Origin of the sequence: Pseudomonas sp. p21 (assembly GCF_001642705.1) — a bacterium.
Classification (GTDB): domain Bacteria; phylum Pseudomonadota; class Gammaproteobacteria; order Pseudomonadales; family Pseudomonadaceae; genus Aquipseudomonas.
In genome coordinates, this window is the sequence record NZ_LWBV01000003.1 from 465,884 (window position 1) to 485,776 (window position 19,893).

General features: G+C 62.2%; 15 protein-coding genes, 1 other RNA gene and 1 pseudogene. 8 read left to right on the forward strand and 9 right to left on the reverse strand.

The features are described 5' to 3' along the window. Positions 1-84: 84 nt before the first annotated feature. Positions 85-851: pseudogene (locus A4C63_RS11535) on the forward strand (substrate-binding periplasmic protein). Between the two features lie 170 nt (positions 852-1,021). Here the strand turns inward: A4C63_RS11535 and A4C63_RS11540 are convergent. Together A4C63_RS11540 and A4C63_RS11545 are read right to left on the reverse strand one after the other, a co-directional pair. Further along, positions 1,022-1,297 (reverse strand): hypothetical protein, encoded by a 276-nt coding sequence (locus tag A4C63_RS11540; protein WP_013973508.1) that lies wholly within the window; start codon positions 1,295-1,297, stop codon positions 1,022-1,024. A gap of 388 nt (positions 1,298-1,685) precedes the next feature. Then, positions 1,686-2,174: a DUF2938 domain-containing protein gene (locus tag A4C63_RS11545; protein ID WP_063912767.1), complete on the reverse strand. Its 489-nt coding sequence runs from the start codon at positions 2,172-2,174 to the stop codon at positions 1,686-1,688. 82 nt (positions 2,175-2,256) lie between these two features. Here A4C63_RS11545 and A4C63_RS11550 point away from each other — a divergent pair, with 82 nt between their 5' ends. The 3 genes from A4C63_RS11550 to A4C63_RS11560 all read left to right on the forward strand — a co-directional run bounded on the left by A4C63_RS11550 (position 2,257) and on the right by A4C63_RS11560 (position 3,945). Further along, positions 2,257-2,679 carry a helix-turn-helix domain-containing protein gene (locus tag A4C63_RS11550; RefSeq protein ID WP_063912768.1) on the forward strand — a complete coding sequence of 141 codons (423 nt, stop codon included), beginning with the start codon at positions 2,257-2,259 and terminating at the stop codon, positions 2,677-2,679. 137 nt (positions 2,680-2,816) lie between these two features. Further along, a complete protein-coding gene (locus A4C63_RS11555; RefSeq protein ID WP_063912769.1) occupies positions 2,817-3,242 on the forward strand; it encodes a hypothetical protein in 426 nt (141 codons plus the stop codon). Between the two features lie 145 nt (positions 3,243-3,387). Beyond that, positions 3,388-3,945, forward strand: a complete 558-nt coding sequence (locus A4C63_RS11560) for a hypothetical protein (RefSeq protein ID WP_256202933.1) — start codon at positions 3,388-3,390, stop codon at positions 3,943-3,945. Between the two features lie 394 nt (positions 3,946-4,339). On the opposite strand, the gene A4C63_RS11565 is transcribed toward A4C63_RS11560, so the two are convergent. Further along, positions 4,340-4,735 carry a hypothetical protein gene (locus A4C63_RS11565; RefSeq protein WP_063912771.1) on the reverse strand — a complete coding sequence of 132 codons (396 nt, stop codon included), beginning with the start codon at positions 4,733-4,735 and terminating at the stop codon, positions 4,340-4,342. Between the two features lie 72 nt (positions 4,736-4,807). Between A4C63_RS11565 and A4C63_RS11570 the strand changes: the two genes are divergently transcribed. Further along, a complete protein-coding gene (locus tag A4C63_RS11570) occupies positions 4,808-5,176 on the forward strand; it encodes a Rap1a/Tai family immunity protein (protein WP_063912772.1) in 369 nt (122 codons plus the stop codon). A 749-nt stretch (positions 5,177-5,925) separates the two neighbouring features. Here the strand turns inward: A4C63_RS11570 and A4C63_RS11575 are convergent. The 6 genes from A4C63_RS11575 to A4C63_RS11600 form a co-directional block, all read right to left on the reverse strand. Then, a complete protein-coding gene (locus A4C63_RS11575) occupies positions 5,926-6,402 on the reverse strand; it encodes a hypothetical protein (RefSeq protein WP_063912773.1) in 477 nt (158 codons plus the stop codon). Positions 6,403-6,620: 218 nt separating this feature from the next. Beyond that, an RNA gene (ffs, locus tag A4C63_RS11580) (signal recognition particle sRNA small type) lies at positions 6,621-6,717 on the reverse strand. Between the two features lie 279 nt (positions 6,718-6,996). Further along, positions 6,997-9,327 (reverse strand): NAD-dependent DNA ligase LigA, encoded by a 2,331-nt coding sequence (gene ligA, locus A4C63_RS11585; protein ID WP_063912774.1) that lies wholly within the window; start codon positions 9,325-9,327, stop codon positions 6,997-6,999. A gap of 238 nt (positions 9,328-9,565) precedes the next feature. Then, entirely contained in the window at positions 9,566-10,456 is an 891-nt protein-coding gene (zipA, locus tag A4C63_RS11590) for a cell division protein ZipA (protein WP_063912775.1), read from the reverse strand. 206 nt (positions 10,457-10,662) lie between these two features. Further along, positions 10,663-14,151, reverse strand: a complete 3,489-nt coding sequence (gene smc, locus A4C63_RS11595) for a chromosome segregation protein SMC (RefSeq protein WP_063912776.1) — start codon at positions 14,149-14,151, stop codon at positions 10,663-10,665. 3 nt (positions 14,152-14,154) lie between these two features. Then, positions 14,155-14,814 carry a GntR family transcriptional regulator gene (locus tag A4C63_RS11600; protein ID WP_063912777.1) on the reverse strand — a complete coding sequence of 220 codons (660 nt, stop codon included), beginning with the start codon at positions 14,812-14,814 and terminating at the stop codon, positions 14,155-14,157. Positions 14,815-15,081: 267 nt separating this feature from the next. Between A4C63_RS11600 and xdhA the strand changes: the two genes are divergently transcribed. The 3 genes from xdhA to xdhC all read left to right on the forward strand — a co-directional run bounded on the left by xdhA (position 15,082) and on the right by xdhC (position 19,892). Continuing rightward, the gene (gene xdhA / locus A4C63_RS11605) at positions 15,082-16,536 is read left to right on the forward strand and encodes a xanthine dehydrogenase small subunit (protein ID WP_063912778.1); all 1,455 of its coding nucleotides are present in this window, start codon (positions 15,082-15,084) and stop codon (positions 16,534-16,536) included. Then, positions 16,529-18,928 carry a xanthine dehydrogenase molybdopterin binding subunit gene (gene xdhB / locus A4C63_RS11610; RefSeq protein ID WP_063912779.1) on the forward strand — a complete coding sequence of 800 codons (2,400 nt, stop codon included), beginning with the start codon at positions 16,529-16,531 and terminating at the stop codon, positions 18,926-18,928. The genes xdhA and xdhB overlap by 8 nt, the downstream gene beginning before the upstream one ends. A gap of 118 nt (positions 18,929-19,046) precedes the next feature. Further along, positions 19,047-19,892, forward strand: a complete 846-nt coding sequence (xdhC, locus tag A4C63_RS11615; RefSeq protein ID WP_063912780.1) for a xanthine dehydrogenase accessory protein XdhC — start codon at positions 19,047-19,049, stop codon at positions 19,890-19,892. The last annotated feature ends 1 nt before the right edge of the window (position 19,893 follow it).

Genomic DNA, 19,893 nt, shown 5'->3' on the forward strand with positions numbered 1-19,893 from the left:
ATGCTAGCGGAGCGGGGGCAAAATTGCACCCTGCGCAAGTCGTCTAAGCTTTGAAACTGGCGCGCCATCCAGGGAGGATTGCCTTTGCGAAGACTGCTGGCCCTGTTGCTGCTGTGGAGCACCTACAGCCAGGCTGAACAGCCCGTGTTGCGTTTTTCTGTCGCCGAGAGCTGGAGCATGCCGCTGGTACGCATCGAAAGCGACCAGCCGGTGGAAGGTTTGCTGTACGACCTGATGCAGGCCTTGGCCAAGGAGGTGGGCGTACGCCCCGAATACCACGTCATGGCCCGCCTGCGCCTGCAGGAGGCGATGAACAGCGGTGATATAGATGTGCGCTGCTATGTCAGCACCCAGTGGTTCAATGATCGGCCGGGGGATTTTGTCTGGAGCATCCCGCTGCTGCATCAGCGAGACCTGCTGGTAGGCCGCGCTGGCGACAGTATTCCGCTGCCCCCAGAGCAACTGCCTGCCCAGGCCATCGGCACAGTGCTTGGCTACACCTATTCGACCTTGCAACCGCTGCTCGACCAGGGCCGCCTGCACCGCGAGGACAGCCGCAGCCAGTTGCTGGTGCTGCAGAAGCTGCAAGCCGGGCGCTATCGGCATGCGGTAAGCAACCAGCTGTCGTTGCAGTGGTTCAACCAGGGTCTACCCGCCGAGCAGCAATTGCAGGCGCTGGCGGTGCTGGAGGACCAGGACCTGGGGTGCATGGTACGCAATGACCCGGCGATACCGACCCAAGGGCTGCTGCGGGCACTGGTGCGGATGAAGCAGTCGGGGGAGATCGAGCGGATTGTGCAGCGGTATGGGGGATGGCCAACCAAGAACCCATGTCTGTGGCTCGCCCCTGAGCCACGCATACCTGATGAAAGGCTAACCCGCCCGAAGCTTGCACGCCCGCTGTGGGAGCGGGTTCACCCGCGAACACCGGCAAAGCCGGTGCCATCCATCGCGTCGCGTTCTTCGCGGGTCAACCCGCTCCCACAGGGTTAATTGATATCCCTGCTATCTCTACCCGACTTCACTGGCTTCTACGCTCAACTGCCAGTGCCACAGCATCCGCCTGCCCCCAGGCAATCTGCATGGCCCGCAACCCGTGCTCCAGCAACTGCCGCGTCTCCTCGTCCTGGATACGCTCCAGCGCCCGCCGGCTGTCGCTATAGGCAAACATCAGATAGTGGGTGACATTCATCAACGCGAACTCCATCGGCACGATGCCTTCGCTGATGGCGCGGGAAAGGGATTTACCTTGGGGAAGCTCGAAAACGTGGGGTGGATCGGGGACTAGTTTTTTCATGGGTTCACCATACCGGGCTGAGAACACCCTTTCGCTTCCACACGTAGGGCGACAGTTGTACGCGGGGTGGAAGACCAGGGGTATGGTGAGCCCGGCAGGCCGGAGGCCTCCCACGTACAACTGTCATGACGACAGCCACCACACCCCAGGCTTCCACACCCGATCGCTGAACCGACAGCGACCGCAAAAGCCTAGTGGGCGGTGATTCCCGGGACAATCAGACGGGAGTCGACGGAGTGCGTAGGATATTTCGACACCTCCTACAGCAAAAGCGGGAAATTGCCCTGACCGTTGTAGGAAGCATCCTGAAAGCAGATCGCATTGTTGCTACCGGTTGCTCGCCTTGAGGAATGTGTCGCCCCCCCTCAAGCCCTGCACCTCGCAGCTCTCACACAGCCGCAACCAAACCCGCACTCAAGAACATCCCCACGCCAAACACAAAATGCGTGGCCAGGCTCTTCAAGCAGTTGCGCGCAGGCGTCGGCGTCCTCGACGCAAAGAACCCCGCCCCCATTGCCGGCTGCATGAAGCACAACGGCGCCACGACGGTCCCCACACCAACAACCAGCGCAGGCACCACTGTAGGCGCCAGTAGCCAACCCTCGCCCACGATCACAACCAGCAGCATCGCGAACAGCACGCCGATGGCGTAATGAATCCCCCACCCCAACGCCAGCTCATGCCGGACCGGCTCGGCCTTGGCAATCGCCTGGTGCCGCACACGCCCGTGCAGCAGATGCCCCGCCCAACGCCCAACCATGGCGAAGTTCAGCGTGGCGACACCCAGCCGCCTCAGCAGCAGCCCCCACAGGTCCATCATCACCGTGGCGCCAATGCCAATCGGCAAGGCAGCGGAAAACATCGCAGCAAACGTCATTGAACAAGCCCTCGAAGATTGACGGTCATCACTCTGCCGCGCAGCATAGAAGTTGAAGTCAACTTCAAGTCAAGGGCCCGAAATGGACATTGCCGACGTCGCCAAACGCACAGGCGTACCCGCCTCGACGCTGCGCTACTACGAGAAGAAAGGCCTGCTCAAATCACTCGCCGGACCTGGCCAGCGGCGGCAGTTCGCAGCCGATGTGGCAGACAGGCTGGCGCTGATCGCCCTGGGCCAGGCTGCGGGGTTTTCGCTGGATGAAGTGGGGGCGATGCTGGTGGACCTGCAGGTCGACCGGCAGATGCTGATCGCCAAGGCCGACGAACTGGATGCGCGGATCAGGCGCTTGCAGGCGATGAGCAAGGGCTTGCGGCATGCGGCGCAGTGCCCTGAGGAAGATCACCTGGCATGCCCGAAATTCCAGCGGCTGATGAAGCTGTCGGCGGCGGGGCATGGAAAGAAACAGGGCGGCTCAACAGTTGTCTTGAAGCGGGTAGGTTAAAACCACCAGTTGAATGCATCATCATCTGAACAGAGTGATGGCCATACAATATCAATACGCCACTACTCAGTGTAGAGTTACGCGCCTCCGCGCCCAGCCGCGCGCCGAGAACAGTACTCACACTCAGGAAATGTTGCATGTCCACAATTCGAAATCTGACCGCTGCCGCACTGATAGCACTGACCACTGGTTGTGCTACCGGTCTCAATTCGGCCCAAGAGTCGGAACTTGCCAGCTTTCGCGCCAGAAACCTCGCGGTTGAAGAAAAAAGCCCAGGGCTTGCTGCCGGCCTTGGCCTGCTTCCAGGTGGCGGTTCGTTCTATGGTCGCGCGTACGGCTTTGGCGTGGTGAACCTGCTGTTCTGGCCGCTTTCCATGCTTTGGGACCCGGTGAGTGGGCATGACGCTGCAGAGATGATCAACTACCAAGCCACCAAAGCCCACGTTGCAACGCTGAAAAAGCACGACATGGACGAGCTGGATGCCAAGCTGGAGTCCGATTCGATCGACCTCAAGCGCTACACGCTCGATAAACGCAGAATCGATGAGAAGTACAACCTGTAAAGGCCTCTGCCGAACAGCGCAACGCTCGGCCTGAGGCTTGTACGCTCCCAGCAATGCCGCGGCGCAGCCTTTTCAATCGTTGAAGCCATACATGATGTATGGCTTTCGTCTTGCACTACCGGCATATCACTCAAGGATTATTCAAGTGACCTACTTCCGTGTGTTTCTAGTCTCGGTATTTATCGCCCTTTGCACAGGGTGCGCTTCGCCTGCTCAAATCTCCGGAATGTCCGTGGCATCCGACCAGACCGATGCGCAGTTTTATGACCAACGCCTGCATCGCAACATTCAGGTGACCGAAGTAAATGGCGGAGACGCCACCAACCCGCTCTGGACTTCGGAAATCGACGGCCCGGACTTCGGTGCTGCACTCAAACAATCACTTGCCAGTGCTGATCTGCTTGGCGAAGCACCCGCTGCCTACACCCTGCGTGCCAACCTGCTACGCGTCGACCAACCCATTTTTGGCCTGGATTTCGAAGTCACCTGCGAGGCTGAGTACACACTGACCGAGTCAGCTTCAAACACCGTTATCTTTCGAGAGATCATTCGAACGCCCTTTACCGCTGGCGTGGGCGACTCCGTTATCGCGATCAAGCGCCTGCGCCTGGCCAACGAAGGCTCGGCACGCACGAATATCAGCACACTGCTGAAGCGCCTCAAGGAACTGAAGCTTGAGGCCAATCAGGTTTCTTTAAAGTAATGAGTACCGGCTGATACCAGGCTTTCGATGCGGGTAGGACGATAGCGCCTACTCCGCTGCATCAGGAGACACGGCAGTGCTATGCAGCTGTCGCCAGTAGAGCATGAGAAACGATATTTTCTGAGCTTGGAGAGTGTCTAGGAAACTAGGGGCGATTCAATGGTGTGTTCCGAGTCGAGAATCCCCGCCTGCTAGCAGAGAATTCCCCTCAACTCCGGTATAGGGGTGTTGGAAGCACCGTCTGTGCACTTCAAGTGCTCCGCCATTGGTGGGGCTTTGTCGTATCTGGGGCAGAGATATTCCCACCAAAATTCGCTGCCGATATTCGGCTGGGGGCGAAGGTCCGATTAGAAAATTTGGAGTAGCGTATGGTTTGAAAATTGCCGCTGAGCCGTCAGAAGTGCTCGCACCACCCAAGGTACACATCATCGTCGCTCAGAAAGACGAACGGCTTACGTGTTTCGTCTTTGTACTCGTTGATCGTGAGAGCGAACAGGCTCGACCCCGCCCCGACGCCCTGGTCCTTTCGCATAGTCGTCACGACCTTGTAGCTATTCTCGCTAGAGCCATAGTCGATAACCTGCGGTTCAGTGAAGTACGAGTTCTTCAGAGCACCAGCCATCAGGCCAGTCTTACGCTCGACCGTGAACTGTTTACCGAGGTACATATGGCCTAGCGAGCTTTCGGATGCAGATACTGCCCGCTGTACAGTGCAGCGGTAGTCTGGTAACGCCCAAGCGCTAACGGCTCCGGTCAGACCTAGAAAAGCAACCGCCGCTGCAAACTTCATTATTCACACCTACCTTATATGCAGACAAGGAAACAGACGTTAGCATGCCGCATAAACAACAGGGACTGAATAATGAAATCAATAGCAGTAGTGCTATCCGCTGCCTTGGGACTAATGAGCAATGCAGCCCTGGGTAACGGCAACGAGTTGATAGGGCAGTGTCAAGCGGCGGTTAAAGCCATCGACGGCTCACAAACGAACGCATCCGCCTTCGGTGCAGGCTTCTGCATGGGCAAGGTCACCGGGGTTATGGACATGATCTCCATATTCTCGGATCGCTTCGAGAAACAGTATCAAATTTGCATGCCAACACCCGGTATTCAATATGGACAAGGGGTTAGGATTGTCACTAAGTATCTACAAGATAACCCGACGCTACTTCACCTAGAGGACACCTTTCTGATTCACATGGCACTTCGAAGGGCTTTCCCCTGCAAGTAGGTCGCCCCACCCGCTGTGGCAGCAGAGTTTGCTGGCCCTCATTAATGGACTGGCAAGGTTGCCTGACGAGTCGCACCAATCGCAGGCACCATGAGTAAACAGCTAAACTAAGTCCTTCGACACCTCACGAGCGGACGATACGACTGAAGGGTACCCAGTTAGTCAAGCACCGCTGGGGCACCAGCTTGCAGAGGCAGGCCCACCCGCTCGTCAACGGGCCAGTTACCTTTCGCTAATGCTGTCTGCACCATCTTCGTCGTCTGGTTCGGACTCCCTCAACCACGAATAAAAGCGAACAGTGCCAGCTACAGCCGCTGCCGCTACAGCCACACCACCAATAATGGGGGCTGCCGTGACAATCAGCGGTGCACTGGTGATACCTAGGGCCACCGAGACGGCTGACAGACCAGTTGGGGCTGCTGCCGATGCTGCAACTCCCACCACCGTAGAAGCAGCACTCGTAACGCCAGCCACTGCAACTGTCGATTTCGCTAGACGGTCGTGTCGAAACTTGCGTTTGATCTTGTCCTTAATGCCCACTTTTACCCCCTAGTCTTCCAGGCCACCACTTTAACTAAAGCTCTAATCGTGGAAAATCACCTCTTACCCTGATAGGCGAATACCTCTGATTATTGCTAGTAGACCCATGCTAGAGGCGGACTTACCAAGTGAGCGGTAGTGGCCTCATCTTAGGCTTAATGCTGATTGAGCTGATCTTCTAAGCTGCCAGCTACCGCGAGCATTTTATCTCAGTCGTTCCAATGCTGGGCTACAGGTTGTACGCTGAAGGCCTCTCTTTGAGGCTTTATGGGGAACTCTGCTGTGCACCCAGTGCAACGGAACTTGCCTCGGGCAGTCCGGTTGTCTTGGAGCGGGTGGATTTCCTTCCTGTTGAAGCAGCTTGGGCAGACGTAATGAGGCGTTTCGTCACTCGAAATGTATACAACTGCACCGCCTGCTGTTTGCGTAAGTTTGTAAGCGGCTGCTCGTTGTAGCCACGAGTCTGCGGCATCAAGCTGCTTCTTCAGGTCGTCTCGCTCTAGCTGGAGCCTATATAGGTCTTCCCGCAGGCTGAACATCCCATCTTGGACGTCCCCCAGTTTTTCAAGGACTTCACCGATTTTCGCTTTAGCCTCAGCATCCACCTTCCCATCAAACGCAGCTTTGGCGAGTTGTTTGGTTAGGTTGATCACCTGTACCACGCCGTTGAGTGCTGCAATGTCCATGCGAGTGCCCTGTAGTGAATTGGGGCCCCCAACATTAGAGGAATCTAGCGAACGCGACCAGTACCGAGACAGCACGGGCAGGAGTATGGATCGGAGAATTACAGTCGACTAGAATGCCCAGCATGATGTACCTCTCAGGTGTACCTAAACGCTGTCACACTTCGAGATTTTTGAGCGAAAAATCCTTGTAGAATCAAGGATTTAAAGAATGGGGGCGGCCCCACCAGCCACACCCCGGCACTCGATGTTCCCGCTATGGCTGCTCCCTTCCGGGCCTGACCAGGTTAACGGGTAATCAATGCGGGGGGACCGATGGGGCCACCACTACAAGGCTCGCTGAGCAGCGAGTGGCGCCATTGTACCGGTCTTGGGGGCAGATACAACCTCTGGAGGAGAAAAAGTCATCATTTCTCAATGACTTGTCCCGGTCAGGGTGGCTTGGAACTGCCAATTCGCGGGTGAACCCGCTCCTACAGGGGTAGCGCTGACAGCACGACCAGCACAGGACCTGTGGGAGCGGGCGTGCCCGCGAAGCAGGCGCCGCGGCGGATGGCACGGGCTTCGCCCGCTCCCACATGGACCGTGCAAGGACTTCTAGACAGCGATGCCCTGCTCGCCCAGGAAGGCGACAAAGGCATCTTCATCGAGCACCTTCACCCCCAACTCACTGGCCTTGGCCAGCTTGGAGCCCGCCCCCGGCCCCGCCACCACACAGTGGGTCTTGCCGGAAACCGAACCCGCTACCTTGGCCCCCAGACTTTCCAGTTTCTCCTTGGCAATATCGCGGCTCATGCGCTCCAGGGTACCGGTCAGCACCCAGGTCTGGCCGGCCAGCGGCAAGCCTTCGGCCACTTTCTTCTCGCTGCTCCAGTGCATGCCGAACGCCAGTAACTGTGCCTCGATGTCCCGGGCCAGCTTCTGGTTGGCTTCATCCTTGAAGAACTCGCGCACGGCTTCGGCCTGCTTGGCCGCCAGGGCCTGGCGCAGGTCGATACCGTCGGCGGCGATGATCTTGTCCAGGCTGTCGAGCTTGGCCACCAGCTTTTCGGCACCGGTCGGGCCAACCGAGGCGATGTCGAGCTTGGCGATCATCCCGGCCAAGGTGGTGCTGGCGGCGAATTCGGCAGCCAACTCGCCTTCGTCCTGCAGTTGCATGCCGCTGTCGAGCAACTGTTTGATGACCTTGCGGTTGTGCTCGTCCTGGAAGAAGTTGTGGATCTCGTAGGCCACCTCCAGGCCGATGTCCGGCAGGTAGGTGAGCACCTGCGGCAGCGCCTGCTGCACCCGCGCCAAGCTGCCCAGCGAGCGGGCCAGTACCTTGGCGGTCTCCTCGCCTACGTCCGGGATGCCCAGGGCGTAGATGAAGCGCGCCAGGCCTGGGCGCTTGCTGGCTTCGATGGCATCCAGCAGCTTCTTGCTGGACACTTCGGCAAAGCCTTCCAGGCCGACGATCTGGTCGAACTCCAGCTTGTACAGGTCGGCCGGCGAGCCGATCAGGCCTTCGTCCACCAACTGCTCGACGCTCTTCTCGCCCAGGCCGTCGATGTCCATGGCGCGGCGCGACACGTAGTGGATGATCGCCTGCTTGAGCTGGGCGCCACAGGCCAGGCGACCGACGCAGCGGTACACCGCGCCCTCGCTGGTGGTTTCCTTGCCCTTGCTACGCTTGACCAGCTGGGTACGCTCGACCTGCGAGCCGCACACCGGGCACTCGCTCGGCACCTGCACCGGGCGGGCATCCTCCGGGCGGCGCTCCAGCACCACCTGCATCACCTGCGGGATCACGTCACCGGCGCGGCGGATGATCACCGTGTCGCCAATGCGCAGGCCCAGGCGGGCGATTTCGTCCATGTTGTGCAGGGTGGCGTTGGACACGGTCACACCGGCGACCTTGACTGGCTTCAGGCGTGCCACGGGCGTTACCGCGCCGGTGCGGCCGACCTGGAACTCGACATCCAGCACCTCGGTCAGCTCTTCCATGGCCGGGAACTTGTGGGCAATCGCCCAGCGGGGCTCACGGGCGCGGAAGCCCAGTTCGCGCTGGGCGGCCAGGCTATTGACCTTGAACACCACACCGTCGATTTCGTAGGGCAGGCTGTTACGCCGCTCGCCGATGTCGCGGTAGTAGGCCAGGCATTCTTCGATGCCGGCGGCATGCTTGAGCTCGCGGCTGATCGGCAGGCCCCAGGCCTTGAGCTGTTCGAGGATGCCGATGTGGCTGTCGCCGATGCTCGCGGACACCTGGCCGATGCCATAGCAGCAGAACTCCAGCGGGCGGCTGGCGGTAATTTTCGAATCCAGCTGACGCAGGCTGCCGGCGGCGGCGTTGCGCGGGTTGGCGAAGGTCTTGCCGCCGGCTTCGGCCTGGGCGGCGTTGAGCCGGTCGAAACCGGCCTTGCTCATGTACACCTCACCGCGCACCTCCAGCACCGCCGGCCACCCCTCGCCTTGCAGCTTGAGCGGGATGTTGCGCACGGTGCGCACGTTGGCACTGATATCCTCACCGGTGGTGCCGTCGCCACGGGTGGCGCCCTGTACCAGCTGGCCGTCGCGGTACAGCAAGCTTACGGCCAGGCCGTCGAGCTTGGGCTCGCAGCTGTAGTCGACCGCCCCGGGCTGATCGAGGCCGTCTACCACACGACGGCCGAACTCACGCAGGTCGGCTTCTTCGAAGGCGTTGCCCAGGCTGAGCATCGGCACTTCGTGGCGCACCTGGCTGAACGCGGCCAAGGCTGCACCGCCGACACGCTGGGTGGGCGAGTCGGGGGTTACCAGGTGCGGGTATTCGGCTTCAAGCGCCTTGAGCTCGTTGAACAGGCGGTCGTATTCGGCATCGGGCACGCTGGGCTCGTCGAGCACGTAGTAGCGGTAGTTGTGCTGGTCGAGCTGGGTACGCAGTTCGTGGATGCGGGTTTCGGCGGTCATGGGATTTGTCTTCTCTTGCAAAGCAAAAGAGCAGCCTGGGGGTGGTGCCGGGGGCTTGAGGTATTTATTGCCTGTGCCGGCCCCTTCGCGGGTAAACCCGCTCCTACAGGGACACCACAAACCTCAAGGGCTGTGGTGTCCCTGTAGGAGCGGGTTTACCCGCGAAGGGGCCGGAACAGGCGATAACAACACCCGAACCGACCAGCACGCCCTGAGGCTGCTCTTTCGTCTGGATCTGTCAGCGCTTCTGGGTCAGCGCACGGCGCTCGAACTCGACGATGCGCTGGCGGTAGTGCTCGATGGTCTGGGCGGTCAGCACGCTGCGCTGGTCGTCCTTGAGCTCACCGTTCAGTTCATGGGCCAGCTTGCGCGCCGCAGCCACCATCACGTCGAAGGCCTGCTTCGGATGACGCGGGCCCGGCAGGCCGAGGAAGAAGCTCACCGCACGGGTGCTGAAGTGGTCGATGTCGTCCAGGTCGAACACGCCAGGCTTGACGGCGTTGGCCATGGAGAACAGCACTTCGCCGTGACCGGCCATGCTCTCGTGACGGTGGAAGATGTCCATTTCGCCGAAACGCAGGCCGCTTTCCAGAATGTTCTGCAGCAACGCCGGGCCCTTGAAGCCGCCCTCGTCGCGGGAGATCACGCTGATCACCAGCACTTCCTCGGCCGGCGGCAGCTCCTTGACGCTGCTGCTGGCAGGCGCGGCACCATTGCTGCGGGTATTTTCCGCGGCAAAGTCGTCATCGCTTTCGGCAAACAGGTCGGGTTCGCGTGGCTCGGCGCTCAGGTTCAGGTCACCCTGCTGCGCATCCGCAGCAGCGGTGGCGCGCTTGCCGCGCTTGTTGGCCTTGGCCGGCTTGGGCTCGCGCTCGCGGTCACGCGCAGAAGCGCTGAGCGACGGCAGGTCGCTTTCGTCCAGCTCAGGCTCCTTGTGGGTATCCAGCACCCGCGACGGGCCAAGCACTTCGGCATTGCCCTCTTCGTCCGGCAGGTTGGAATAACTGCGATCCAGACGGAATTTCAACTTGCCTTTTCCGCCGCGCATGCGGCGCCAGCCGTCGAAAAGAATCCCGGCAATGACAATGATGCCGATGACGATCAGCCACTCGCGCAGACCGATTTCCATGTAATCCCGTGCCTCTATAAAAATATGCTTGAAAACAAAGGGTTCAAAGCCCTTTAACACGTGGCGCCAACTCTATGTTCTGACAGGCGTTTTTACCCACGCAAAAAACGAGTGACATTAAGCTAGCACGACCAAAGACAACTTTACACCGTCTGTCGCACATGGCGGGGGCATTTCACTACAGAATGTGCCCTTATCGTCGAGCATCAGGCGTCGACCATGGCCATAGCCTCCTCCACGTCGACGGCAACCAGCCGTGAACAGCCCGGTTCATGCATGGTCACCCCCATCAATTGATCCGCCATCTCCATGGCAATCTTGTTATGGGTGATGTAGATGAACTGCACGCTTTCACTCATTTCCTTGACCAGGCGGGCATAACGCCCGACGTTGGCATCGTCCAGCGGCGCGTCGACCTCGTCGAGCATGCAGAACGGTGCGGGGTTCAACTTGAAGATGGCAAACACCAGCGCCAATGCGGTCAGTGCCTTCTCGCCGCCGGACAGCAGATGGATGGTGCTGTTCTTCTTGCCCGGTGGTCGCGCCATGATCGTCACCCCTGTATCGAGTAGATCTTCGCCCGTCAGTTCCAGATAAGCGCTGCCACCACCGAAAACTTTTGGGAAAAGTGCCTGTAATCCGGCATTTATCTGATCAAAGGTATCCTTGAAGCGGTTGCGGGTTTCCTTGTCGATCTTGCGAATGACGTTTTCCAGGGTCTCCAGCGCTTCGACCAGGTCGGCGTCCTGGGCGTCCAGGTAACGCTTGCGCTCGGACTGCTGCTCGTACTCTTCGATGGCCGCCAGGTTGATCGCCCCCAGGCGCTGGATACGCGCCTCGAGCTGCTCAAGCTCCTGTTCGGTGCCTTGCTCGCTGGCCTCGGTCTCAAGGGTGGCGAGCACGCCTTGCAGGTCGTAGCCATCGGCCAGCAACTGCTCCTGCAAGGTCTTGCGCCGTACATCCAGGCCTTGGCACTCCAGGCGCAGCTGCTCCAACTGGCCGCGCAGCAGTTGGGCCTGCTGCTCGGCCTGAGTGCGGCGCTTCTCGGCGTCACGCAGTTCGCGGTCGGCTTCATCCATGTGCAGGCGGGCCTGGCGCATTTCCTCGTCGACGCTCATGCGCCGCTCCAACAGCTCTTCCAGCTTCAGGCGCAGCTCTTCCTGCGGGGCCTCGCCCTCTTCCAGGTTCAGGCTCAGTTGCTCCTGGCGCTCGGTCAGGCGCGCAGCCTGCTGCTCCAGGCGCTCCAGGGCCTGCCGGGTGGAGTCGTGCTGGGCACGCAGCGAGCCCAGCCGCACAGCCAGCTGGTGGGCGTGATCCTTGTGCTGGCGGGCCTCCTGGCGCACGCGATCGAGGCTTTCGCGCAGGGTGTCGCGGCGGGCCATCAACTGCTCGCGCTGCTCGGTGTCCTGGGCCATCAGCTCCAGGGCCTCCTGCAGCAGCAAGCGGGCTTCGCCCAGTTGCTCATGCTCCAGGGCACGCTGCTCTTCCAGTTCGGCCAGCTCTTCCTGCAGGCGCAGGCGGCGCAACTCGACCTGCTCGGCGCGCGCACGGCTGGCCGACAGGCTGGCCTTCAGCTCGCCGTGCAGGCGGTTTTCTTCCTGGGTACGACGGCGCAGCTGTTCACGCTGCTCTTCCAGGTCCAGCTGCTGCTCGCGCAGGGCCTGCAGTTGCTGCTCCAACTGCTCCAGCGCCGCGTCCTGCTCCAGTTGCTCCTGGCCCAGGCGCTCGATTTCCTGGCCGCGTGCCAGCACGCCGCCTTCGGCTTCGCCGCCACGGCGCACCCGCAGGAAATGTCGGCCAACCCAGTAGCCATCGCGGCTGACCAGGCTCTGGCCTTCGCCGAGCGACGCGCGCTGTGCCAGCGCCTGGGCCAGGCCTTCCACGGGCTTGACCTGGCCCAGCCAGGGCGCCAGGTCGACGCGGCCTTCGACCTTTTCCAGCAAGCTGCCGGGCAGCGACGAGCCGGTACCACTCGCCACCAGCAAGCGCAACTCGCCCTGCTCCAGCCCGGCAAAATCGAGGTTATTGAAGTCGTCCACCAGCACAGCCTGCAGATCGGCACCGAGCACAGTTTCTACCGCAAGCTCCCAGCCCGGCTCTACCCGCAACCCTTCAGCCAGCCGCGGCTGTTGCTCCAGGCCCTGGCCCTGCAGCCAGTCCGCAGCACCTGCACCCGGCTCCAGCGCAGCCTGCTGCAAGGCTTCAAGCGAGGCCAGGCGGCCGCCCAGGCGTTGCAGGTCGCCCTGCGCCTGCTGTTGGGCCTGGGTGGCCTGTTGCAATTGCTCACGCGCGCCTTCCAGGCGCTCGACCACCTGCTCTTCGGACAGCTGCAACTCTTCCAGCAACATTTCGCTGCTGGCCAGCTGCTCGGCCAGTTCGAGCATGGCCGCATCCTGCGGGTCGCTGCCCAGCAGCTCACGCTCTTCTCCCAGCTTGCGCTGGCGCTCGGCCTGGCGCTCCAGGCTGGCTTCCAGCTGCTGCAGGCGCGCCTGCTGCACTTCTGCCTGGCGGCGCGGCTCGGCGGAACGGCTGTTGAAGCTGTCCCACTGCTCCTGCCAGCCGTGCATGCCCAGCTCGGCCTCTTCAAGGGCGGCGGCAGCTTCTTCGGCAGCGGCCAGGGTCATTTCCTGCTCGGGCTCGAGCATGGCCAGCTCTTCGCCCAAGGTAGCCAGCAGGGTACGGTCGTGGCCCAGGTGCGATTCGGTCTCCAGACGCGTGCGCTCGGCTTCCTTGAAGTCATCCTGCAACTGGCGCAGGCGCTGCTGGCCGTGCTGGATGCTCTGCTCGACCCGGGCGATATCACCGGCCACCGAGTAGAAACGGCCCTGCACCTGGTTGAAGCGTTCGGACAATTCGTGATGGCCATCGCGCAGGCGCTCGATGCTGGCATCGGCATTGCGCTGCTCGGCCACCAGCGCCTCATGGGACACATCCTGGTCGCCGATCACCGACTCGCGCTGGCGCACCCGCTCGTCCAGGTCGCGCCAGCGCAAGGCCGACAGGCGTGCCTTCAGCTGGCGTTCCTGGGCCTTGTATTCGCGGTACTTCTCGGCCGCCTGAGCCTGGCGGTGCAGGCGCTCCAGCTGGCGCTCCAGCTCTTCGCGCAAGTCGGTCAGACGTGCCAGGTTTTCCTGGGTGCGGCGGATGCGGTTCTCGGTTTCACGGCGGCGTTCCTTGTACTTGGAAATGCCGGCGGCTTCCTCGATGAAGTTGCGCAGCTCCTCGGGCTTGGCCTCGATCAGCTTGGAGATCATGCCCTGTTCGATGATCGAGTAGCTGCGCGGCCCCAGGCCGGTACCGAGGAAAATGTCGGTGATATCGCGCCGGCGGCACTTGGTACCGTTGAGGTAGTAGCTGTTCTGCCCGTCGCGGGTGACCTTGCGACGGATCGAGATCTCGGCGTAGGCGGCATATTCGCCGACCAGGGTGGTTTCGCTGTTGTCGAACACCAGCTCGATGCTGGCCTGGCTGACCGGCTTGCGGCCACTGGAGCCGTTGAAGATGACATCGGTCATCGACTCGCCGCGCAGGTTCTTCGCCGAACTCTCGCCCATCACCCAGCGCACGGCATCGATGATGTTGGACTTGCCACAGCCGTTGGGGCCGACCACGGCCGCCATGTTGCTGGGGAAGTTGACTGTGGTCGGGTCGACGAACGACTTGAACCCGGCCAGGCGAATGCACTTCAGGCGCATCGGTCAGCCTCGGGCCAACGCCGCCAGCACCAGTTCGCAGCTGCGCTGGCCATAGGCGGTGAGCACCTCGCGAATGCGCGGCAGGTCACGGGCCACCACTGCGTCGAGCAGGCGGGCGAACAGGTCCAGGTAGTCGATCATGTTGGCCTGGCGCTGGTCCAGCGACAGGTAGTAGGCACGGCTCATGGCCGGCTGCAGGTTTTCCACGGTTTCCTGCAGGAACGGGTTGTCGGCGAACGGATAGGCCGCCCGCATGACCGCGAAGCTGTCGGCGACGAAGGCCTTGATGTCCAGCTGGTCATGGGCCCGCTGCAGGCGCTGCTGGATCTCCAGGAACGGGCGCAGGTCGGCATCGGTGCGCCATTTTTGCGCAACCGCGTTACCCAGCAGGATGTAGAACTCACCCATCAGTGCGCACAGGCTGCGCACACTGCGCTCGTCGAGCACGGTCACGTGGGCACCACGGCGCGGCAGGATCGCCACCAGGTGGCGGCGTTCGAGGATCAGCAGCGCTTCGCGCACCGAGCCGCGGCTGACGTTGAGTGCCTGGGTGACCTTCTGCTCCTGGATACGCTCGCCTGGCGCCAGCTCGCCACGGATGATGCGTTCGGCCAGGTAATCGGCAATCTGCTCGGAGAGGCTGTCCGGGGCCTTGAACGTCATGGTTTTCCTTCAAAATCATTGAACTGGGCACAAGTGGCGGATTGTAGCGTACTTGGCCGGTAATCGCGCAGAGGGGCCTGGCGGTTTATTTGACCGGCAAGGCAGCCACGCGCCCGGCGCGATCTATGCTTGGCATATGGCAATGTGAGCCGTTGGGCAGCGGCACGAGCAATTTCCTGACCTTTGAGTCAGAAAATTATTGACCAGCAGGACAGGTCTTGCTTAGAGTCCGCCCAACAACAATAAAACCATTGCGAGGCCATCCCCGTGATCCAGTTTCTCGTCAACCAGGAGCTGCGTAGTGAGCATGCCCTGGACCCGAACATGACGGTGCTGCAGTACCTGCGCGAGCACCTGGGCAAACCTGGCACCAAGGAGGGCTGCGCCAGTGGTGACTGCGGCGCCTGCACCGTGGTGGTCGGCGAGCTGACCCAGGACGACCAGGGCAACGACAGCCTGCGCTACCGTAGCCTCAACTCGTGCCTGACCTTCGTTTCGTCGCTGCACGGCAAGCAACTGATCAGCGTCGAGGGCCTCAAGCACCAGGGCCAGCTGCACAGCGTGCAACAGGCCATGGCCGATTGCCATGGCTCGCAGTGCGGCTTCTGCACCCCCGGCTTCGTCATGTCGCTGTTCGCCCTGCAGAAGAACAGCAACGGCCCCGACCTGCACCAGGCCCAGGAAGCCCTGGCCGGCAACCTGTGCCGCTGCACCGGCTACCGGCCGATCCTCGATGCCGCCGAACAGAGCTGCCGCCAGCCCTGCCGCGACCAGTTCGACGCCCAGCAGGCGCAGACCATCAGCCGCCTCAAGGCCATTGCGCCAACCCAGACCGGCGAGCTGAACAGCGGCGACAAGCGCTGCCTGGTGCCACTGACCGTGGCCGACCTGGCCGACCTGTACAGCTCGCACCCCGAAGCGCGGCTGCTGGCCGGCGGCACCGACCTGGCCCTGGAAGTCACCCAGTTCCACAAGACCTTGCCGGTGATGATCTACGTCGGCCATGTGGCCGAACTCAAGCGCATCGAGAAAACCGCCAGCCACCTGGAAATCGGCGCCGCCACCCCGCTCACCGACTGCTACGGCGCGCTGAACGAGGAATACCCCGACTTCGGCGCCCTGCTGCACCGTTTCGCCTCGCTGCAGATCCGCAACCAGGGCACCCTGGGCGGCAATATCGGCAACGCCTCGCCGATTGGCGACTCGCCACCCCTGCTGATTGCCCTGGATGCGCAGATCGTCCTGCGTCAGGGCGAGCGTCAGCGGGTGATGCCACTGGAAGACTACTTCATCGACTACCGCATCACTGCCCGCCAGGACAGCGAGTTCATCGAGAAGATCATCGTGCCGCGCGCCACCAGCGACTGGGCGTTCCGCGCCTATAAGGTGTCCAAGCGCCTGGACGATGACATTTCCGCCGTGTGCGGTGCCTTCAACCTCAGCATCGAAGACGGCGTGGTCAGCGGTGTGCGCATTGCCTTCGGCGGCATGGCGGCGATCCCCAAACGGGCCCGTGCCTGCGAAGCGGCGCTGCGCGGCAAGCCATGGAGCCAGGCGGCCATCGAGCGCGCCTGCCAGGCCCTGGCCGAAGACTTCACCCCGCTCAGCGACTTCCGCGCCAGCAAGGAATACCGCCTGCTGACCGCGCAGAACCTGCTGCGCAAGTACTTCATCGAACAGCAAACGCCGCACATCGAAACCCGGGTGACCGCTTATGTCTAACCATCACGTAGCCAAGAGCCAGGCCGAGATGGCCGAACTGTTCAGCCAGGACCTGACCACCGGGGTCGGCCGCAGCGTCAAGCACGACAGCGCCGACAAGCATGTGTCCGGCGAGGCGGTGTACATCGACGACCGCCTGGAATTCCCCAACCAGCTGCACGTCTATGCGCGCACCGCCGACCGCGCCCATGCGCGCATCCTGCGCATCGACACCACGCCGTGCTATGCCTTCGAGGGGGTGCGCATCGCCATCACCCACGAAGACATTCCCGGCCTCAAGGACATCGGCCCGGTGGTGGCCGGCGACCCGCTGCTGGCCATCGACAAGGTCGAGTTCTTCGGCCAGCCGGTGCTCGCCGTGGCCGCCCGCGACCTCGACACCGCACGCCGCGCGGCCATGGCCGCCATCGTCGAGTATGAAGACCTGGAGCCGGTTCTGGATGTGGTCGAAGCGTTTCGTAAGAAGCACTTCGTGCTAGACAGCCACACCCACCAGCGCGGCGATTCCGCTGCTGCCCTGGCCAGTGCCCCGCACCGCATCCAGGGCACCCTGCACATCGGTGGCCAGGAGCACTTCTACCTGGAGACGCAGATTTCCTCGGTGATGCCCACCGAAGACGGCGGCATGATCGTCTACTGCTCCACGCAGAACCCCACCGAAGTGCAGAAGCTGGTCGCCGAAGTACTCGACGTGCCAATGAACAAGGTGGTGCTGGACATGCGCCGCATGGGTGGCGGCTTTGGCGGCAAGGAAACCCAGGCAGCCAGCCCGGCGTGCCTGTGCGCCGTGGTGGCGCGCCTGACCGGCCAGCCAACCAAGATGCGCCTGCCGCGGGTCGAAGACATGACCATGACCGGCAAGCGCCACCCGTTCTACGTCGAATACGACGTGGGCTTCGACGATGACGGGCGCCTGCACGGCATCAACTTCGACCTGGCCGGCAATTGCGGCTACTCGCCCGACCTGTCCGGTTCGATCGTCGACCGCGCCATGTTCCACTCCGACAACGCCTACTACCTGGGCGATGCCACCGTGCACGGCCACCGCTGCAAGACCAACACCGCCTCCAACACCGCCTACCGCGGCTTCGGCGGGCCACAGGGGATGGTCGCCATCGAGCAGGTGATGGACCACATCGCCCGCCACCTGGGCCGCGACCCACTGGCGGTGCGCAAGGCCAACTATTACGGCAAGACCGAGCGCAACGTCACCCACTACTACCAGACCGTCGAGCACAACATGCTCGAGGAAATGACCGCAGAGCTCGAAGCCAGCAGCGACTATGCCGAGCGCCGCGAGTCGATCCGCCGCTTCAACGCCAACAGCCCGATCCTGAAGAAGGGCCTGGCGCTGACCCCGGTCAAGTTCGGCATTTCGTTCACCGCCACCTTCCTCAACCAGGCCGGTGCGCTGATCCATATCTACACCGACGGCAGCATCCACCTGAACCATGGCGGCACCGAGATGGGCCAGGGCCTGAACACCAAGGTGGCGCAGGTGGTGGCGCAGATCTTCCAGGTCGACTTCAGCCGCATCCAGATCACCGCCACCAATACCGACAAGGTGCCCAACACCTCGCCGACCGCCGCCTCCAGCGGTGCCGACCTGAACGGCAAGGCGGCGCAGAACGCGGCCGAAATCCTCAAGAAGCGCCTGACCGAGTTCGCTGCGCGGCACTACCAGGTAACCGAGGAAGACGTCGAGTTCCGCAACGGCCATGTGCGCGTGCGCGACCAGATCGTCAGCTTCGAGCAGCTTGTGCAGCAGGCCTACTTCGCCCAGGTATCGCTGTCCAGCACCGGTTTCTACCGCACGCCGAAGATCTACTACGACCGCAGCCAGGCGCGCGGCCGGCCGTTCTACTACTTCGCCTTCGGCGCTGCCTGCGTGGAAGTGGTGGTCGACACCCTGACCGGCGAATACAAGATGCTGCGCGCCGACATCCTGCACGATGTGGGTGATTCGCTGAACCCGGCCATCGACATCGGCCAGGTGGAAGGCGGCTTCATCCAGGGCATGGGCTGGCTGACCACCGAAGAGCTGGTGTGGAACGCCAAGGGCAAGCTGATGACCAACGGCCCGGCAAGCTACAAGATCCCGGCAGTGGCCGACATGCCGCTGGATTTGCGGGTAAAGCTGGTGGAGAACCGCAAGAACCCCGAAGACACCGTGTTCCATTCCAAGGCCGTGGGCGAGCCGCCATTCATGCTCGGTATCGCCGCCTGGTGCGCGATCAAGGACGCCGTGGCCAGCATCGCCGATTACCGCGTACAGCCACAGGTGGATGCGCCGGCGACGCCGGAGCGGGTGTTGTGGGGGTGCGAGCAGATGCGCAAGGCGGTGGCTGCAGCGCAACCTGCCGAGCCGGAACTGGAAACCGTGTCTCACTGACAATGCAGGGCCCTGTGGGAGCGGGTTTAGCCGCGAATGCGATAGTGGCTTCACCGCCGCATTCGCGGGTGAACCCGCTCCCACAGGGATCGCGACGCAACTATAGAGAGGTTGCATCATGCACCAATGGATCAACGCCCTCGCCGATCACCAGTCCCGTGGCGAAGCCTGCGTGCTCGTTACCATCATCGAGGAGCGCGGCTCGACCCCGCGCAATGCCGGCTCGAAAATGGTCGTCAGCGCCAGCGGCCTGTTCGACACCATCGGCGGCGGCCACCTGGAATACAAGGCCCTGCACATCGCCCGGCAAATGCTCGAAGAGCACCGTACCACCCCGCACCTGGAGCGCTTCAGCCTGGGTGCCAGTCTTGGCCAGTGCTGCGGTGGCGTCACAGTGCTGCTGTTCGAACCCATGGCCGCGGTGCAGGCGCAGATCGCCGTGTTCGGTGCGGGCCATGTCGGCCGGGCTTTGGTACCCTTGCTCGCTGCGCTGCCCTGCCGGGTGCGCTGGATCGATTCGCGCGAGCAGGAGTTCCCTGCCCTGATCCCCGACGGGGTGACCAAGGTGGTCAGCGAGGAGCCGGTCGACGAAGTGGCCGAGCTGCCGCCAGGCTGCTATTGCATCGTCATGACCCACAACCACCAGCTCGACCTGGAACTGACCGCCGCCATTCTCAAGCGCAACGACTTCACCTGGTTCGGCCTGATCGGCTCGAAGACCAAACGGGTCAAGTTCGAGCACCGCCTGCGCGAGCGCGGCTACGACGATGCGGTGATGGCGCGCATGCGCTGCCCGATGGGCCTGGCCGAGGTCAAGGGCAAGCTGCCCATCGAGATCGCCGTATCCATCGCCGGTGAAATCATCGCCACCTACAACGCCTGCTTCGGCCAGCACGACGCTGCCGCCAATGCCGGCCCCATTGCCCAGTTGCTGCCGCCCTCCCGGCGCAGCCAAGCCATTTGAC

What these genes read in the sequence shown, in the direction of transcription:
- A4C63_RS11540 (WP_013973508.1), bottom strand. Translation starts at nt 1,297, where the DNA reads ATGAAAAAACTAGTCCCCGATCCACCCCACGTTTTCGAGCTTCCCCAA.
- A4C63_RS11545 (WP_063912767.1), bottom strand. Translation starts at nt 2,174, where the DNA reads ATGACGTTTGCTGCGATGTTTTCCGCTGCCTTGCCGATTGGCATTGGC.
- A4C63_RS11550 (WP_063912768.1), top strand. Translation starts at nt 2,257, where the DNA reads ATGGACATTGCCGACGTCGCCAAACGCACAGGCGTACCCGCCTCGACG.
- A4C63_RS11555 (WP_063912769.1), top strand. Translation starts at nt 2,817, where the DNA reads ATGTCCACAATTCGAAATCTGACCGCTGCCGCACTGATAGCACTGACC.
- A4C63_RS11565 (WP_063912771.1), bottom strand. Translation starts at nt 4,735, where the DNA reads ATGAAGTTTGCAGCGGCGGTTGCTTTTCTAGGTCTGACCGGAGCCGTT.
- A4C63_RS11570 (WP_063912772.1), top strand. Translation starts at nt 4,808, where the DNA reads ATGAAATCAATAGCAGTAGTGCTATCCGCTGCCTTGGGACTAATGAGC.
- A4C63_RS11575 (WP_063912773.1), bottom strand. Translation starts at nt 6,402, where the DNA reads ATGGACATTGCAGCACTCAACGGCGTGGTACAGGTGATCAACCTAACC.
- ligA (WP_063912774.1), bottom strand. Translation starts at nt 9,327, where the DNA reads ATGACCGCCGAAACCCGCATCCACGAACTGCGTACCCAGCTCGACCAG.
- zipA (WP_063912775.1), bottom strand. Translation starts at nt 10,456, where the DNA reads ATGGAAATCGGTCTGCGCGAGTGGCTGATCGTCATCGGCATCATTGTC.
- smc (WP_063912776.1), bottom strand. Translation starts at nt 14,151, where the DNA reads ATGCGCCTGAAGTGCATTCGCCTGGCCGGGTTCAAGTCGTTCGTCGAC.
- A4C63_RS11600 (WP_063912777.1), bottom strand. Translation starts at nt 14,814, where the DNA reads ATGACGTTCAAGGCCCCGGACAGCCTCTCCGAGCAGATTGCCGATTAC.
- xdhB (WP_063912779.1), top strand. Translation starts at nt 16,529, where the DNA reads ATGTCTAACCATCACGTAGCCAAGAGCCAGGCCGAGATGGCCGAACTG.
- xdhC (WP_063912780.1), top strand. Translation starts at nt 19,047, where the DNA reads ATGCACCAATGGATCAACGCCCTCGCCGATCACCAGTCCCGTGGCGAA.